At 72.4% G+C, this 15,406-nt stretch carries 13 protein-coding genes and 1 pseudogene; 6 read left to right on the forward strand and 8 right to left on the reverse strand.

Annotation, left to right across the window (positions count from 1 at the left end; genetic code table 11):
• Positions 1 to 121 precede the first annotated feature (121 nt).
• Together H7827_RS24540 and H7827_RS24545 are read left to right on the forward strand one after the other, a co-directional pair.
• Entirely contained in the window at positions 122 to 2,143 is a 2,022-nt protein-coding gene (locus H7827_RS24540) for a beta-galactosidase (RefSeq protein ID WP_432747365.1), read from the forward strand.
• A gap of 215 nt (positions 2,144 to 2,358) precedes the next feature.
• A pseudogene (locus tag H7827_RS24545) lies at positions 2,359 to 3,381 on the forward strand (glycoside hydrolase family 53 protein); the annotation flags it as partial.
• Positions 3,382 to 3,464: 83 nt separating this feature from the next.
• On the opposite strand, the gene thpD reads toward H7827_RS24545, so the two are convergent.
• The 6 genes from thpD to H7827_RS24575 form a co-directional block, all read right to left on the reverse strand.
• A complete protein-coding gene (gene thpD / locus H7827_RS24550; RefSeq protein WP_386535235.1) occupies positions 3,465 to 4,364 on the reverse strand; it encodes an ectoine hydroxylase in 900 nt (299 codons plus the stop codon).
• A 58-nt stretch (positions 4,365 to 4,422) separates the two neighbouring features.
• Entirely contained in the window at positions 4,423 to 4,827 is a 405-nt protein-coding gene (locus H7827_RS24555; RefSeq protein ID WP_030733865.1) for an ectoine synthase, read from the reverse strand.
• Positions 4,828 to 4,937: 110 nt separating this feature from the next.
• Positions 4,938 to 6,206 carry a diaminobutyrate--2-oxoglutarate transaminase gene (ectB, locus tag H7827_RS24560; protein ID WP_432747366.1) on the reverse strand — a complete coding sequence of 423 codons (1,269 nt, stop codon included), beginning with the start codon at positions 6,204 to 6,206 and terminating at the stop codon, positions 4,938 to 4,940.
• Positions 6,207 to 6,275: 69 nt separating this feature from the next.
• Complete coding sequence (gene ectA / locus H7827_RS24565) at positions 6,276 to 6,836, reverse strand: diaminobutyrate acetyltransferase (RefSeq protein WP_046722969.1); 561 nt, start codon at positions 6,834 to 6,836, stop codon at positions 6,276 to 6,278.
• A gap of 352 nt (positions 6,837 to 7,188) precedes the next feature.
• A complete protein-coding gene (locus H7827_RS24570; RefSeq protein WP_432747367.1) occupies positions 7,189 to 7,884 on the reverse strand; it encodes a hypothetical protein in 696 nt (231 codons plus the stop codon).
• Positions 7,884 to 8,540, reverse strand: a complete 657-nt coding sequence (locus tag H7827_RS24575) for a SigE family RNA polymerase sigma factor (RefSeq protein WP_432747369.1) — start codon at positions 8,538 to 8,540, stop codon at positions 7,884 to 7,886. The genes H7827_RS24570 and H7827_RS24575 overlap by 1 nt, the downstream gene beginning before the upstream one ends.
• Positions 8,541 to 8,604: 64 nt before the next feature.
• On the opposite strand from H7827_RS24575, the gene H7827_RS24580 reads away from it, so the two are divergent.
• Both H7827_RS24580 and H7827_RS24585 read left to right on the forward strand, forming a co-directional pair.
• Entirely contained in the window at positions 8,605 to 9,726 is a 1,122-nt protein-coding gene (locus H7827_RS24580) for an amidohydrolase family protein (protein ID WP_386535246.1), read from the forward strand.
• A gap of 164 nt (positions 9,727 to 9,890) precedes the next feature.
• Positions 9,891 to 10,952, forward strand: coding sequence for an SCO1860 family LAETG-anchored protein (locus H7827_RS24585; RefSeq protein ID WP_432747371.1), 1,062 nt, complete (start codon positions 9,891 to 9,893; stop codon positions 10,950 to 10,952).
• Positions 10,953 to 11,047: 95 nt separating this feature from the next.
• Here H7827_RS24585 and H7827_RS24590 read toward each other — a convergent pair whose 3' ends face one another.
• Positions 11,048 to 11,284, reverse strand: a complete 237-nt coding sequence (locus H7827_RS24590; protein ID WP_200368056.1) for a hypothetical protein — start codon at positions 11,282 to 11,284, stop codon at positions 11,048 to 11,050.
• Between the two features lie 10 nt (positions 11,285 to 11,294).
• Positions 11,295 to 12,569: an inorganic phosphate transporter gene (locus H7827_RS24595; protein ID WP_432747372.1), complete on the reverse strand. Its 1,275-nt coding sequence runs from the start codon at positions 12,567 to 12,569 to the stop codon at positions 11,295 to 11,297.
• 218 nt (positions 12,570 to 12,787) lie between these two features.
• On the opposite strand from H7827_RS24595, the gene H7827_RS24600 reads away from it, so the two are divergent.
• Together H7827_RS24600 and H7827_RS24605 are read left to right on the forward strand one after the other, a co-directional pair.
• Positions 12,788 to 13,936 carry an alpha/beta hydrolase gene (locus H7827_RS24600; protein WP_432747373.1) on the forward strand — a complete coding sequence of 383 codons (1,149 nt, stop codon included), beginning with the start codon at positions 12,788 to 12,790 and terminating at the stop codon, positions 13,934 to 13,936.
• Between the two features lie 53 nt (positions 13,937 to 13,989).
• The gene (locus H7827_RS24605) at positions 13,990 to 15,402 is read left to right on the forward strand and encodes a hypothetical protein (protein ID WP_432747374.1); all 1,413 of its coding nucleotides are present in this window, start codon (positions 13,990 to 13,992) and stop codon (positions 15,400 to 15,402) included.
• Positions 15,403 to 15,406: the final 4 nt, after the last annotated feature.

Below are 15,406 nucleotides of genomic sequence, written 5' to 3' on the forward strand. Positions count from 1 at the left end.
GTGAGCGTTCACAGTAGAGAAACAGAACAGACACTTGTCAATGGTTGATGCTGTGCGGTTATGTTGGTGTGATGCAGCCGACGGAGGCTGTGCACGTTCCCAGCGATGCCCAGGAGTTTCCATGCCGCACGCCGCCCCCCAGGGCCTGGACCGCCTCGCCTACGGCGGTGACTACAACCCCGAGCAGTGGCCCGAGGAGACCTGGGAAGAGGACATCGCGCTCATGCGCGAGGCCGGTGTGACCATGGTCAGCGTCGGGATCTTCTCCTGGGCCAAGCTGGAGCCGAGCCCGGGGGTGTACGACTTCGGCTGGCTGGACCGGCTGCTCGCCCTGCTGCACGACGCCGGCATCCGGGCCGACCTGGCCACCCCCACCGTGGTCCCGCCCGCCTGGTTCTACCGCGCCCACCCCGACGCGCTGCCGGTCAGCCGCGAGGGCGTGCGCTGGGAATTCGGCTCCCGGGGCGCCATCTGCCACAGCTCGCCCGCCTACCACGAGGCCGCCGCCGGCATCACCCGCGCCCTGGGCGAGCGCTACGGCAGCCACCCCGCCGTCGCCATGTGGCACGTCCACAACGAGTACGGGGTCCCCGTCCTGGAGTGCTACTGCGAGACCTCCGCCGCGCACTTCCGCCGCTGGCTCGCCGAGCGCTACACCACCCTGGACGCGCTGAACGCCGCCTGGGGCACCGCCTTCTGGGGCCAGGCGTACGGCGACTGGGAGGAGATCCAGCCGCCCCGGGCCACCCCCACCACCTGCAACCCCGCCCAGCGGCTCGACTTCGCCCGGTTCGCCAGCGACAGCGCCCTGGAGAACTTCCGCCGCGAGCGCGACCTGCTGCACCAGCTGTCCCCGGGCATCCCCGTCACCACCAACTTCATGGTCTCGCCCACCCAGTGCGACACCATCGACTACTGGAAGTGGGCCCAGGAGGTCGACATCGTCACCAACGACCACTACCTGGTGGCCGAGGACGACCGCAACCACATCAATCTGTCGATGGCCGCCGACCTGACCCGCTCGGTCGGCGGCGGCAAGCCCTGGCTGCTGCTCGAACACTCCACCAGCGGCGTCAACTGGCAGACCCGCGGCATCAGCAAGCGCCCCGGCGAGATGGCCCGCAACAGCCTCGCCCACGTCGCGCGCGGCTCCGAGGGCGCCATGTTCTTCCAGTGGCGCGCCTCCCGCTCCGGCGCCGAGAAGTTCCACTCGGCGATGGTGCCGCACGCCGGCACCGACAGCCGGATCTGGCGCGAGGTGGTGGCGCTGGGCGCCGACCTCGGCTCCCTGTCCCCGCTGCGCGGCACCCGCACCGTGGCGGACGCCGCGATCGTGTGGGACTGGCAGTCCTGGTGGGCGCAGAAGCTGGAATGGCGCCCCAGCGAGGACCTCGACACCCGCGAGCGCGCCGAGGCCGTGTACGCGGCCCTCTTCGACCGCCATCTGACGGTCGACTTCGCGCACCCCGAGGCCGATCTCAGTGCCTACCCGCTGGTGGTCGTGCCCGCCCTGTACCTGATGACGCAGGCGGCGGGCCGCAATCTGCGCGCCTACGTCGAGGGCGGCGGCACCCTGGTCGTCGGCCACTTCTCCGGCATCGTCGACGAGCACGACGCCGTGCACCCCGGCCCGCACCCGGGCGCGCTGCGGGATGTCCTGGGGCTGACCGTGGAGGAGTTCCAGCCCCTGCGCCAGCACGAGCGGGTCACCCTGGAAGGCCCCGACGGCCACCGCCTGTCCGCCGATGTGTGGGCCGAGACGGTGGTGGCGCGCGGCGCCGAGCCGGTGTGGACCTACACGGACGGCCCGGCCGCCGGATGCCCCGCCGTGACCCGGCACGAGCTGGGCGAGGGCAGCGCCTGGTACCTCTCCACCCGGCTGGACGCGGAGGGTCTGGACACCGTGCTGGCCGCCGCCGGGATGGATGCCCGGATCGCCCCCCGCGAGGACCTGCCGCGCGATGTCGAGGTGGTGCGCCGTGAAGGCGCCGCCGGCCGCTACGTGTTCGTCATCAACCACACCGCCGCCGACGCCGAGGTGCCGGTGGGCGGCGCCGGGCGCGAGCTGTTCGGCGGCCGGCGGGTGGAGGGCGACCTGTCCGTACCGGCGGGCGCAGTCCGCGTACTGCACCTCGACGACTGACCCGGGCGTCCCCCGGCACCGCACCGCCGGCGCCGGGGGACCCCGTAGCCACGCACCACCGGGCCACCAGGAACAGCGCCACCCCCCACCGTTCAGGCACCATTCCAAGGAAGGGACCCTTGACGATGCGCCGACGCAGTGTGCTCCGCCTGGGCACGGCGGCTCTCGCCACCCCCGCCGTGCTCGCCGCCCTCCCCGTATCCGGCGCGCAGGCCGCCGCGCTGAACATCCGGGGCGTCGACCTGTCCTCGCTCCCCAAGGGCGAGGACAAGGGAGCCGTCTTCCGCTACGCGGACGGCACCCGGGGCGACGCCGTCCGGATCCTGCGCGAGGCCGGCGCCAACTGGGCCCGGATCAAGGTCTGGGTCGACTCCGCCGACGGCTACCACGGCAAGCGGCAGCTGCTGGCCATGGCCCGCCGGATCCAGGCCCAGGGCATGCGACTCCTCGTGGACTTCCACTACTCCGACACCTGGGCCGATCCCGGCAAGCAGTTCAAGCCCGCCGCCTGGAACAGCCTCACCGGCACGGCGCTGGAGACGGCGGTACGGGACCACACCGCCGACATCCTCGGCTCCCTCGTCCGGCAGGGCACCCCCGCCGCCATGGCGCAGATCGGCAACGAGATCAACGGCGGCATGCTGTGGCCCGACGGCCGCTCCACCGACTGGGACAAGCTGGCGGGACTGCTGAACGCCGGGGCCCAGGGCGCCCGTTCCGCCTCACCCGGCACCCGGATCGCCCTGCACCTGGCGGAGGGCGGTGACAACGGCGGTACCCGCTGGTGGTTCGACAACGCCACCTCGCGCGGGGTCCCCTTCGATGTGATCGCCCTGTCCTTCTACGGCTACTGGCACGGGACACTGGCCCAGCTCCGCACCAACCTGCACGACGCGGCGAGCCGTTACGGCAAGGACGTGCTGGTGGCGGAGACGGCGTACCCGTTCCGGCTCGGCAGCAAGGACAACCACGAGGACATCATCGCCACTCCCTCGCAGCTGGTCCCCGGCTACCCGGCCACCCCGCAGGGGCAGACCGCCTGGATGCGGGACATCGGCCAGGTGGTGGCCTCGGTGCCGCGCGGCCGCGGGCTGGGGATCTTCTACTGGGAACCGGCCTGGACGGCGGTGCCGGGCAACGGCTGGGACGAGACCGACCCGTCCTCGGGCAACGGCTGGGAGAACCAGGCGCTGTTCGACTACGACGACCGCGCGCTGCCCGCCATGTGGTGGGCGTAACGGGGCACAAGACAGGACAGGGGAGGGCCCCGGCGCCGCTGGCGGGGCGCCGGGGCCCTCCCCGGCCGTACCACTGATCCCGGTTACCGCACCGGGGTGAAGTCCCGGGCCCCGATGTAGTCGGGGCGCGGGACCGGCGCGGCGAACGGCTCCACGGCCGTGTTCTCCACGCTGTTGAACACGATGAACACATTGCTGCGCGGGTACGGGGTGATGTTGTCCCCCGACCCGTGCATGCAGTTGCAGTCGAACCAGGTGGCGGAACCGGCCGCACCGGTGAACAGCTTGATGCCGTGCTCCTGCGCGAACCGGGTGAGCGCCTCGTCGGACGGGGTCCCGGCGTCCTGCATCTGCAGCGACTTCTTGTAGTTGTCCCTGGGCGTCTCACCGGCGCAGCCCAGGAACGTCCGGTGCGACCCCGGCATGATCATCAGGCCGCCGTTGGTGTCGTAGTTCTCGGTCAGCGCGATCGACACCGAGATCGTGCGCATCCGTGGCAGCCCGTCCTCCGCGTGCCAGGTCTCGAAGTCCGAGTGCCAGTAGAAGCCACTGGCGCCGAACCCCGGCTTGACGTTGATCCGCGACTGGTGGACGTACACCTCGGAGCCCAGTATCTGGCGCGCCATCCCCACCACCCGGGGGTCGCGCACCAGATCGGCGAAGACCTGGCTGAGCTTGTGCACTTCGAACACCGAACGGATCTCCTGCGACTGCGGCTCGATGATCGAGCGCTCGTTCGCCCGGATGTCCGGGTCCGCGATCAGCCGGTCGAGTTCGGCGCGGTACACCGCCACCTCGTCCGCGGTGATGAGCTGATCGACGGCCAGGAAACCGTCCCGCTCCAGACCGGCCAGCTGCTGCGCGCCGACCGGCCCGGCGGTGCCGGGCGGGGACCACACCACCGGATCCTGCCGCGGGGTGGACACCTCGGTGGCGCCACGGGTCGGGTACAGGTCAGCGGTGCGTTCGCGGGCGATGGTCATGGTGCGTGCCTTCCCTTTCCGGTTCCGGGTGGTGGTGCCGCCGGCGGCGGCTGTGCGCTCAGCTCACCTCGGGTTCGGTGAGCAGCGGGTAGACGCCGTTCTCGTCGTGGTCCTCACGGCCGGTGACCGGCGGGTTGAAGACGCAGAGCACCTTGAAGTCGGTGACCGGCCGGACGGTGTGCTTCTCGTGGCCGTCCAGCAGATACATCGTCCCCGGGGTGATCCGGTGCTTCTCGCCGGTGTTGTCGTTGGTGAGCTCGGCCTCGCCCGACACGCAGAAGACCGCTTCCACGTGGTTGGCGTACCACATCGAGGTCTCGGTGCCGGCGTACAGCACCGTCTCGTGGAGGGAGAACCCGACGCGCTCCTTGGCCAGGATGATGCGCTTGCTGCGCCAGGTGCCCGACGCGGATTCGATGTCCCGGTCGGTGCCCTCGATGTCGCTGATGGATCGGACGATCACGGTGTTCGACTTCCCTTCTCGTGGCTGTCTCGGTGCTGATCGGTCGGATGGTCGGTGGACCGGACGCGACGGTGGGCCCGCCTCCGGCCGGAGGCGGGCCCACCGGCCGGTCAGTCGGTGTCGCGGATGGCGCGGGTGACGATGCGCAGGCCCTCGTCCAGCTCCTCCGGGGTGATGGTCAGGGCCGGAAGGAACTTGACGACCTCGCTCTGCGGGCCGGAGGTCTCCAGCAGCAGGCCGAGTTCGAAGGCGCGCTTGCACACGGCGGTGGCGCGCTCCGGGTCCTGGAACTCCAGTCCCCAGACCAGACCGCGGCCGCGGTAGGAGGCCCCGGCGTGCGCGTGTTCGGCGACGATCTGGCGCAGCGCCTGCTCCACCCGCTCACCGCGGGCCAGGGTCTGCTTCTCCATCTGGCCGTCGCTCCAGTAGGTGTTGAGCGCGGCGGCGGCGGTGACGAAGGCCGGGTTGTTGCCGCGGAAGGTGCCGTTGTGCTCGCCCGGCTCCCAGACGTCCAGCTCGGGACGGAAGAGGGTCAGCGCCAGCGGCAGCCCGTAGCCGCTGATCGACTTCGACACGGTGATGATGTCCGGGACGACGCCCGACTCCTCGAAGGAGAAGAACGCCCCGGTGCGGCCGCAGCCCATCTGGATGTCGTCGACGATCAGCAGCATGTCGTGGCGCCGGCACAGATCGGCCAGCGCGCGCAGCCACTCGGGGCGCGCCACGTTGATGCCGCCCTCGCCCTGGACGGTCTCCACGATCACGGCGGCGGGCTGGTTCAGCCCGGACCCGGAGTCCTCCAGCAGCCGCTCGAACCAGATGAAGTCCGGGGTCTGCCCATCCAGGTAGTCGTCGAAGGGCATCGGGGTGCCGTGCACCAGCGGGATGCCGGCGCCGGCCCGCTTGAAGGCGTTGCCGGTGACCGCGAGCGAGCCGAGCGACATGCCGTGGAAGGCGTTGGTGAAGGAGACGATCGACTCGCGGCCCTTCACCTTGCGGGCCAGCTTGAGGGCGGACTCCACCGCGTTGGTGCCGGTGGGGCCGGGGAACATCACCTTGTGGTCCATGTCCCTGGGGCGCAGCACGATGTCGCGGAAGGTCTCCAGGAACGCCCGCTTGGCGGTGGTGGACATGTCCAGTCCGTGGGTGATGCCGTCGCGCTCCAGGTAGTCGATGAGGGCGCGTTTGAGGACGGGGTTGTTGTGCCCGTAGTTCAGCGACCCCGCCCCGGCGAAGAAGTCGAGGTAGGTGCGGCCGTCCTCGTCGTACAGGTAGCTGCCGTGGGCCCGGTCGAAGATGGTGGGCCAGGAACGGCAGTAGCTGCGGACTTCGGACTCCACGGCCTCGAAGACGCTCAGATCGGGCTGGGTGATGGTCACGGCGTTCTCCCTGGGGGATGCGGTACGCGAGTGGCTTGGGGAAGTGGGGTGGGGGAGGGGAGCGCGGGCCTAGGGCCCGCCGGGTGCCGGGACGGGGCCGATCCGGTAGAGCACCTCCGGCTCGTGTCCGTTCTCGGGGAAGGCCCCGGAGTCGAACAGGACCTCCCGTTCGAGCCCGGCGCCGTGACGCTCGGCGAAGGAGGCGAACAGCCGGTTGGAGGCGGTGTTGTCCGGTGTGATGGTGGTCTCCACCGTGTCCACCCCCCACTCGCGGCCGGTGCGCAGGACCAGGCCGTCCAGCATCGCCGCGGCGAGTCCCTTGCCGCGCTGTGCCGCGTCGACGGCCACCTGCCAGATGAGCAGGGTGCGCGGGGCCTCGGGGCGGGTGTAGCCGGTGATGAACCCGACCGGTTCACCGGTACGGTCCCTCGCCACGATCGAGGTGCCCGCGTAGTCGCGGCACCACAGAAGGTAGCTGTAGGAGGAGTTCAGGTCGAGGGCCTTGGAGTCACGGGCGATGCGCCACAATGCTGCTCCATCCTCAAGACGCGGGCTTTCCAGTCGTAGTCCGCCGGCTATTTCGATGAATTCCTGGTCGGCACGTGCATGGTCTGCTTGTGCGGGGGTCATGCCCATCGAATTTACCGAGCATGGGCGGAAATCGCATCGCGAGAGGGGGTTACCCCGGCGGTGGGCGATATGTTATGGGGGCGGCCCCATGATCGCCTGAAGGCATGGTGTCTTGCCCGGATATGTCGGTTAGTTACCGTGACAAATGGGGCGACGATGCGCCGTTTGTCACGGATGCGTAACGAAGCTGTGACCTCTTCACGGGGTTGTGGGGTGCATTACATCCACCACAATGCGCGCGTTTGAGGTCCGGAAAACGGGGCAGGAGCTCCTTGATATGTCGGCCAAAATATTCACCCGGAAAGAGCAGTCCGCGCGATGGTTGAAAAGGCACTGAATTGACGCGTGCCATTCACCGGAAAGCACCTTCGGCGGACAACGGGCCGCCCGCCCCCGTCGCCCGGACGAGGTAACGGTCGCGCCCGGGTTCCCGTTCGCCCGCCGGATGGTCGTACTGCGCGGCGAACACATGCGTCCCGGCCGGCACCTCGGCCCCGGCCCGCAGCTCCCACCGGTGGACCAGCTGCCCCGCCTCCTGGCTCACGGTGAGCTTGAAGTCCTCGCCGGGCAGCGTCCGCCAGGCCCCCGTCGAGCGCACCCCCTCCCCGCCGGTCACCCGCAGTTCCAGCGTGAACACCGTCAGCGGCTCCTCCGTGCGCACCGTGACATTGCTCTGCGACCAGAAGGCGTGCGAGCCCGGATCCACCTCGCCCAGCGCGCTGAGCGGCCCGGCCGTCACCGCCGCGGGCGGCGGCGCCTCACCCGCCGGCGGCACCGGGTCGGGGCCCGCGGCCGGGCCCCACCAGGCCACCGCCCCCGCCACAGCGCCCGCCGCCACCGCGAGTACCGCCGCGGCACCGACGGCCCGCGCCCGGGCGGGCAGCGCGGCAGGCCACGGCACGCGGCGCGGCGTACGCTCCCGGAGCCCGCCGCCGTCCGCGATGCCCGCGCTCACCCGCGCCCGCATCCGCTCCCGGTCCGGCCGGTGCGCGCCGGCCGCCTCGCGCAGCGCGCCGGTCACCCCGGACGGCTCTGTGCGCTCCGCCATCAGCTACTCCGTTCCACCGGTCCGGTGCGCAGCACCCGCAGGGGCGGGCCACCGCCCTGGCCGCGGCCGGCCTCACCCGGCGTCAGCAACCGCTCCAGCTCGGCGATGCCGCGCGAGGTCTGGCTCTTCACCGTACCGACCGAGATGCCCAGCGTGCGGGCGGTCTCGCGTTCGGACAGGTCGAAGGCGTGCCGCAGCACCACACAGGCGCGCTTGCGGTAGGGCAGCCGTCCCAGCGCGGCCCGTACATCGAGCACCGCGGGGACGTCCGGGCCGTTGGTGTGGGTGCTGTGCTGCGACCAGAACAGCGCGATCCTGCGCCGCTCGCGGGTTCTGCTGCGGATCCGGGAGCGCGCCATATTGGCCACCACGCCCCGGGCGTACGCGATGGGGCGGTCGGCGGCCCGTACCCGCTCCCAGCGGTGCCAGATGGCGACCAGCGCGTCCGCGGCCAGGTCGTCGGCGCTCTCGGCGCTGTCCGGCCCGCCGAGCAGCAGGTGGGCGAGCCTGGCGAGTTCGGCGTGGTGCCGTTCGAAGAACGCGTCGAACTCCGCGCTGAAATCCTCGCTGGGGTCGGCCACGCCGGCCTCCTTGGTGTTGCGGACCCGGTTCTCCCGTCGAACCCCACCGTCCTGGTCCGACACGTCGTGCAACATGCCGACCAACGCCCGGACCCCCGGCGACCCTGGAGACTAGCAGTCAATTTGTAGGCTGCCGAGCATGATTGACGACACACCGGCGATGCACATCAAGGGACGGGTCCTGCTGGGCCCGGCCGCGGTGGACGGTGCGCGGGCCGAATGGCGGGTGCGGGACGAACTGTGGGTCGTCGGCGGCCGGATCACCTTCCGGCGCCCCGTGGGGGTGCGGGAGATGACCACGGTCAGCGGCTGGGTGCTGCCCGGCCTGGTGGACGCGCACTGCCATGTCGGACTGGACGCGCACGGCGCCGTGGACCGGGCCACCACGGAACGGCAGGCGCTGACGGAGCGGGACGCGGGCGCCCTGCTGCTGCGGGACGCGGGCTCGCCCGCCGACACCCGCTGGATCGATGACCGCGCCGACCTCCCGCACCTCATCAGGGCCGGCCGGCACATCGCCCGCCCCCGGCGCTACATCCGCAACTACGCCGAGGAGGTCGAGCCCGCCGTGCTGGCCGCGACGGTACGGGAGCAGGCCCGGCGCGGCGACGGCTGGGTGAAGCTGGTCGGCGACTGGATCGACCGCGAGCGCGGCGACCTGACGCCGTGCTGGCCCGCCACGGCACTGCGCGAGGCCGTCGCGGCGGCGCACGAGGAGGGCGCGCGGGTCACCGCGCACTGCTTCGCGGAGGACTCGCTGCGCGACCTGGTGGAGGCGGGCATCGACTGCGTGGAGCACGCCACCGGGCTGACCCGGGAGTTGATCCCGCTGTTCGCGGAGCGCGGGGTGGCGATCGTGCCGACGCTGGTGAACATCGCCACCTTCCCCCGGCTCGCGGAGGGCGGGGAGGCGAAGTTCCCGCGCTGGGCGGACCACATGCGGCGGCTGCACGCCCGCCGGTACGACACGGTGCGGGCGGCGTACGACGCGGGGATCGCGGTCTTCGCCGGAACCGACGCCGGGGGCTCGCTGGGGCACGGGCTGATCGCCCAGGAAGTGGCCGAACTGCGGGCGGCCGGGCTGCCGGTGCACGCGGCGCTGGGCGCGGCGTCCTGGCGGGCGCGACAGTGGCTGGGTCGTCCGGGTCTGACAGAGGGCGCCCCGGCCGATCTGGTGGTGTACGGGGAGGACCCGCGGGCCGAACTCGCGGTGCTGGCCCGCCCGCGCCGGGTGGTTCTGCGGGGGCGTGTGGTGGCCTGAGGGGGCGCGCGTCCGGGTGAAAACGGGGACGTGGGGGAACAGGAGTGGCCCAGGATTCGCATGCCTGAGCGACTTTGCCCCGTTCGGGTGAAGTGCCCGAAGACTGCTGACGTTTCCATGTTTGAACGTCAAGGATGGCGGAGTCCCAGTCGCCAACGCGTGTGATGTCCCCCATCGGCACGCGTGGCGGCGCCAACTTTTCTGTGGGGGTTCCACACGTGTACAACTCTGCCTTCCGCCGGTCAGCCGTCCTGCTGGCCACCGCAGCGCTGCTGGGGGCCGCGGGCCCCGCGTACGCGACGACCGGCGGGGACAGCACCGGTGAGGAGCACGACGGCCGCGGCTCGGCCCGCGCCACCGTGCTCCGCACCGGCCTGGACGTCGGCCTGCTCAACCGCACCGTCCAGCTGCCGCTCGAACTCACGCTCAACGAGGTGAACGCCCCCGAGACCGAGGGCACCGCGGACAAGACCGCCCTCAGCGCCACCCTCGACGGGGTGGACGGCGGCCGCCCCTTCCAGGTGCTGCGCGCCGATGTCGCCTCCGCCTCCGCGTCCGCCACCGCGGACGGCACCGAGGCCGAGGTCTCGCTCGCCGAGGCGAAGATCCACGTCCCGGGCCTGCCGCTGCTGTCCGTGGTCGAACTGGAGGCCGTCACCGCCCGCGCCGTCTGCGCCACCGGGGCCGCCCCCGTCGCCGAGGCCAACCTCGGCGCGAGCGTCACGGTGCTCGGCAAGGAGATCACCCTCACCACCGGCGGCAGCACCACGGTGAACGTGCCCGGGGTCGGCTCCGTCCAGCTGGACCTGTCCAGGACCGAGACCACCACCGACACCGCCGCCGCCAGCGCGCTGGACCTCCAGATCTCCGTCAACCCGCTCAAGCTCAACGTCGCGGAGGTCGAGGGCCGCATCACGCTGGCCGAGGTCGGCTGCACCACCCCGGACGGCACGCGGGACCCGGGCGAGGAGGAGGAGCCCGAGCGCGAGGAGCCCGAGCCGCCGGCCGAGGAGGAGCAGCCGGAGCCGCAGGGCCCCAGCACCCAGACCGGTGACCGCAGCGAGGTCGACCAGCGCACCCCGGACCTGGCCGCCACCGGAGGCGACCCCCGCACGCCGTACCTCGCGGGCAGCGCCATCGCCCTGCTGGGCGGCGGCGGCATCCTCCTGGTCGCCCGGCGCCGCGCCATGGCGGCGGCAGCCGCCCGCAGGACCGCCGAGGGCTGATCCCGCTCTGATCGCCCTCGTTCCGTAGCGGTGCCCCCGGCCCTTGTCCCGGGCCGGGGGCACCCCGGAGGAGGACGCCCGACCGGGCGCGCGATTCAGAACGCGATCAGATAGATCCCGAAGACGACCGCCGCGGCACACAGGGCGAAGCAGGTGTAGGCGATCAGCTTGCTCAGCGTCACGGCCAGCCGCGGCCGGGCGGCGGCGGTCGCCGTGCCGCCGCCCTGGGCGGATCCGGTGACGATGCCGACCGTGAACAGGCCGACCAGCGCCACCGTCATCAGGATGGAGACCAGGACGACCTCGCCCAGTACGGACCACTCGATGTTCATCGCTGTTACCTCAGACCGTCGTGGTGGGCTTGTCGGGTACGGACGGCTCATCGCCGGCCCGGGCGGCGGAGGCCGCCTGCGGAATCGTCACCTGGAGCGGTATCGCGACCGCCCCGGGGATCGCGGCCGGCTCCCCGTCCGCACGGACGGCGCCACCGCCGGCCACCGGCTCGTTCACGTCGTTCACGTCGTTCACGTTCGAGTGGTCCACCGGGTCGCGCCGCGACCGCAGGAAGATGGCGGTGCTCACCACGACCAGCAGCGCCAGCACCGCGCTGACACCCCAGGTGCCCTGCTCGGCCAGCAGCGCGCCCAGCGCGCCGATGATGCCGGCGGCCGGCAGCGTCAGCCCCCACGCCACCACCATCTTGCGCGCCGTGGACCAGTGCACCACGCCGCCCTTGCGGCCCAGGCCGCAGCCCATGACCGCGCCCGAGCACACCTGGGTGGTGGAGAGCGCGAAGCCCATGTGGGAGGAGGCCAGGATCGTGGTCGCCGCGCTGGTCTGGGCCGCGAAGCCCTGCGGCGGCTGAATGTCGGTGAGGCCCTTGCCCAGGGTGCGGATGATGCGCCAGCCGCCCAGGTAGGTACCGAGCGCGATCGCGATCCCGGCCGAGGCGATCACCCACATGGGCGGATCCGAGTCCGGGGCCAGCGCCCCGCCCGCGATCAGCGCCAGGGTCATCACGCCCATCGTCTTCTGCGCGTCATTGGTGCCGTGTGCCAGGGAGACCAGCGCGGCCGAGCCGATCTGGCCCGCCCGGTACCCCTTGGAGGTGGCCCGCTCATCCGCGTTGCGCGCCACCCGGTACGTCAGCCGGGTCGCCCACATCGCGGCGAACCCCGCCACCAGCGGTGCCACCAGCGCCGGGACGATCACCTTCATCACCACGGCGTCACCGTGGATGGCGTCCAGGCCCACCGAGGCGATGGTCGCCCCGATCAGCCCGCCGAACAGGGCGTGCGAGGAACTGGAGGGCAGCCCCACCAGCCAGGTGAGCAGGTTCCAGATGATGGCGCCCACCAGACCGGCGAAGATCACCTCGGGCCGGACACCCGCCGACTCATCGATGATCCCGCCCGAGATGGTCCGCGCCACCTCGACCGACAGAAAGGCGCCGACCAGGTTGAGGACGGCCGACATGGCCACCGCCGCCTTGGGCTTCATGGCCCCGGTGGAGATGGTGGTGGCCATGGCATTGGCCGTGTCATGGAAGCCATTGGTGAAGTCAAATACCAAAGCCGTGACGATCACGATCGCGATCAACAGCGTGATGTGTTCCATCCACCGGACAATCAGTTCGACGGGGTAAGGCCGCGGTGAACGTAAAAGAAACAGATGAACGGAAAGTGAACTGCTGGCAGCCACCTGGTGCTGTGTCCCAAGGACCCTTGTCAGAACGGTGAATGCGCAGGTGAACGAGGCGCATCACACCCCCTTCGCACACCCTCTTCACCCCGCCCCGAGTGGCCGCGCTCCACGTCCCCCCGCATGCTGGAGCCATGGTTCGGCGCACTACGGCGGCGATGACCGCCACAGCCCTCCTGGGAGCCACCGCCGCGGCAGCCGTGGCGGCGGTACGCAGCGGCAGACGAGCCACCACCCCGGTCGGCTTCACCGGCGTCCCGCTGACGGTGCACGCCACCGCCGCCGGACGCATCACCCTCACCCGCACGCTGGAAACCCTGCGCCCGGGCACGTACGCGCTGGAGGCGAGCCACGGCGACCCGCCCGCCCGGGCCGTCGTCGGTGACCTGCTCGACGTACCGGCCGGCGACCGCACCGTCGTGCGCCGCCTGATCGGCACCACCCCGGAGGAGGGCCCACGGCTCACCCCCGGCACCCACGTCACCGTCACCCCGCAGCTCTACCGGGGCGACCCGCTCACGGCGCTCGGCATCCCGTACACCGACATCACGGTCCCCGGTGAACTGGGCGCACTGCCGACCTGGTGGGTCCCCGGGGACCGCGACACCTGGATCATCGCCCTGCACGGCGGACTCGGGGCCACCCGCGAACAGGCGCTCAACCTGCTGCCCCGCTGGCAGCGGGACCAGTTCCCGGTGCTGATCCCCCGTTATCGCGGCGATCCGGGCGGTCCCGGCGCCCCCCGCACCCGCCAGGACATGAACCGGTTCGGCGCCGCCGAATGGCACGACGCCGACGCCGCCATCCGGCACGCCCTGCACCTGGGCGCCCGTCGGGTGATCCTGCACGGCTGGTCCACCGGCGCCACCATGGCCCTGTACGCCGCCGCGCACTCCCCGCTCGCCCCTCACGTGGCCGGACTCGTCCTCGATTCACCCGTCCTGGACCGGGCCGCCACCCGGCGCGCCCTGGCCGCCCGGCGCGGTGTCCCCACTCCGCTGCTGCCGCTGGCCGTCGCCGGCGCCCAGGGCGGGCTCCTGCCGCACGACGCCGACCCGCCGCCGCTGGTCACCGGGCCGCACGGCAAGCCGCTGCCGGTGCTCATCCTGCACGGCCCCGGCGACACCGTGGCCCCCTGGGACGCCTCCCGGGACCTGGCCGCACGGCACCCCGAGGCCGTCGTCCTGCACACCGTCCGGCAGGCCGAGCACGCCGCCATGTGGAACGCCGACCCGGCCGACTACGAGGACGTCCTGCGGCGCTTTGTCACCCCCCTCATGTGAGCGCGGACGACCGCCGTTTGGGCTTTCGAGCCCTCAGCGGTGAAACTGCTCGGGTGACGTCCCGAACTCCGCGCGAGCCCCGGTTGCACCTGGTCCCCGAAGTGCCCGCCCAGCCCGGCGCCGCGGGCCGGCGAACCCGAACCCGCCCCGCCGCACGACGCACCCCCACCCCGCCCCGCGGCATCCCGCCGCGCGCCGAACTCGCCCGGCAGGCCCGCGACCGGCTGGCCGACGCCGTACGCGTGGCCCGCTGGGCCCAGCTCACCGGCAGCGCCCCGGACGCCGCCACCGACCGGGCCGCCGCGGCGCTGCGGCTCAGCCCCGCCCAACTGCGCGAACTGTGGGGCAACGCCCGTCTCGCCGGCCTCGTCGAACAGGCCGACCCCGGACCCGGCAGCACCGCCGGAGAGGTACGCGGCGGCTGGCGGCTGCGCGCCTGGGACAGCGACGACACCGCCGTGCTGCGCGGCTGGGTCGCCCTCTTCGACGCCTGGTCCCTGGCCCGCCCCGCCCCCGGCGACGCGGACACCACCCTGGTGGCCGAGATCATCACCGCCGTCCCGCAGCTGCTCGCCTTCATGCAGCTGTCCGACGGCCCCGTCACCGCCGTGGAACTCCTGGACCTGCTGCGCCAGCGCGTCACCGAGCTGCGCGAGGGCCGGCCGGGCACCGGCCCCGCCCCGGCCGCCGCCGCCTCGATAACCCCCGACCCCGAACTCGTACGGCTGCTGGGCTGGGCCCTGGACGCACTCGCCGCCGTCGGCGCCCTCACCCTGCACGCCCGCTACGGCGACACCCCCGCCCGGGCCCGGCTCACCCCGCTCGGCGGCTGGGCGATGTGGACCAAGCTGGAACAGATCTGCATCGCCGCCCAGAGCCCGGCCGGCAACATCGAACAGTCCGCGGTGGGCATGCTGCGCGGCTGCGCCGGACTCACCCCCGGCCCCGCCCGCGCCGAGTACCGCGCCTGGCTGGCCGCCCGCCCCACCGGGCCCGCCGTCGACGAGCTGCTGGAGGCCGCGCGCGGCGAGGACGCCCTCATCCGCGGCCTGGCCTTCGACGCGCTGCGGGTGGTCGGCGCCCCCGCCCGCGCCGCCGTACGCGCCGCCGCCGTGGAGGCCGGGCTGCGGCCCTACGCGCTGCTGTGGCTGGCCGAGCACGAGGGGGAGGGCGCGGACGCCGACCCGGAGGAGGCGCCGCTGACCGTCCTCACCCGGCAGGAGGCCACCTGGCTGTGGGTGGACACCGCCTCGGCGGCCCACGAGCACGGCTCGGGACAGCTGCTGCTGGACCACCTCGACTCGGCCGTCCAGCCCTCCATCCCCGAACTGCTCACCGAGATCCGCACCTGCGGCCACCCGCACACCGTGCAGGTCCTGCTCGCGCTGGCCGCCGCCCACCCCGACCCCGCCACCGCCAAACGCGTCCGCCGGGCGGCCTTCCAGGTCCACAACGGCGGCGTCTGAGGGG

The sequence above is a fragment of the Streptomyces sp. JH002 genome, assembly GCF_050916115.1.
Taxonomy (GTDB): domain Bacteria; phylum Actinomycetota; class Actinomycetes; order Streptomycetales; family Streptomycetaceae; genus Streptomyces; species Streptomyces xiamenensis.

What these genes read in the sequence shown, in the direction of transcription:
- H7827_RS24540 (WP_432747365.1), top strand. Translation starts at nt 122, where the DNA reads ATGCCGCACGCCGCCCCCCAGGGCCTGGACCGCCTCGCCTACGGCGGT.
- thpD (WP_386535235.1), bottom strand. Translation starts at nt 4,364, where the DNA reads ATGACCATCGCCCGCGAACGCACCGCTGACCTGTACCCGACCCGTGGC.
- ectA (WP_046722969.1), bottom strand. Translation starts at nt 6,836, where the DNA reads ATGACCCCCGCACAAGCAGACCATGCACGTGCCGACCAGGAATTCATC.
- H7827_RS24570 (WP_432747367.1), bottom strand. Translation starts at nt 7,884, where the DNA reads ATGGCGGAGCGCACAGAGCCGTCCGGGGTGACCGGCGCGCTGCGCGAG.
- H7827_RS24575 (WP_432747369.1), bottom strand. Translation starts at nt 8,540, where the DNA reads ATGTTGCACGACGTGTCGGACCAGGACGGTGGGGTTCGACGGGAGAAC.
- H7827_RS24580 (WP_386535246.1), top strand. Translation starts at nt 8,605, where the DNA reads ATGATTGACGACACACCGGCGATGCACATCAAGGGACGGGTCCTGCTG.
- H7827_RS24585 (WP_432747371.1), top strand. Translation starts at nt 9,891, where the DNA reads ATGTCCCCCATCGGCACGCGTGGCGGCGCCAACTTTTCTGTGGGGGTT.
- H7827_RS24590 (WP_200368056.1), bottom strand. Translation starts at nt 11,284, where the DNA reads ATGAACATCGAGTGGTCCGTACTGGGCGAGGTCGTCCTGGTCTCCATC.
- H7827_RS24595 (WP_432747372.1), bottom strand. Translation starts at nt 12,569, where the DNA reads ATGGAACACATCACGCTGTTGATCGCGATCGTGATCGTCACGGCTTTG.
- H7827_RS24600 (WP_432747373.1), top strand. Translation starts at nt 12,788, where the DNA reads ATGGTTCGGCGCACTACGGCGGCGATGACCGCCACAGCCCTCCTGGGA.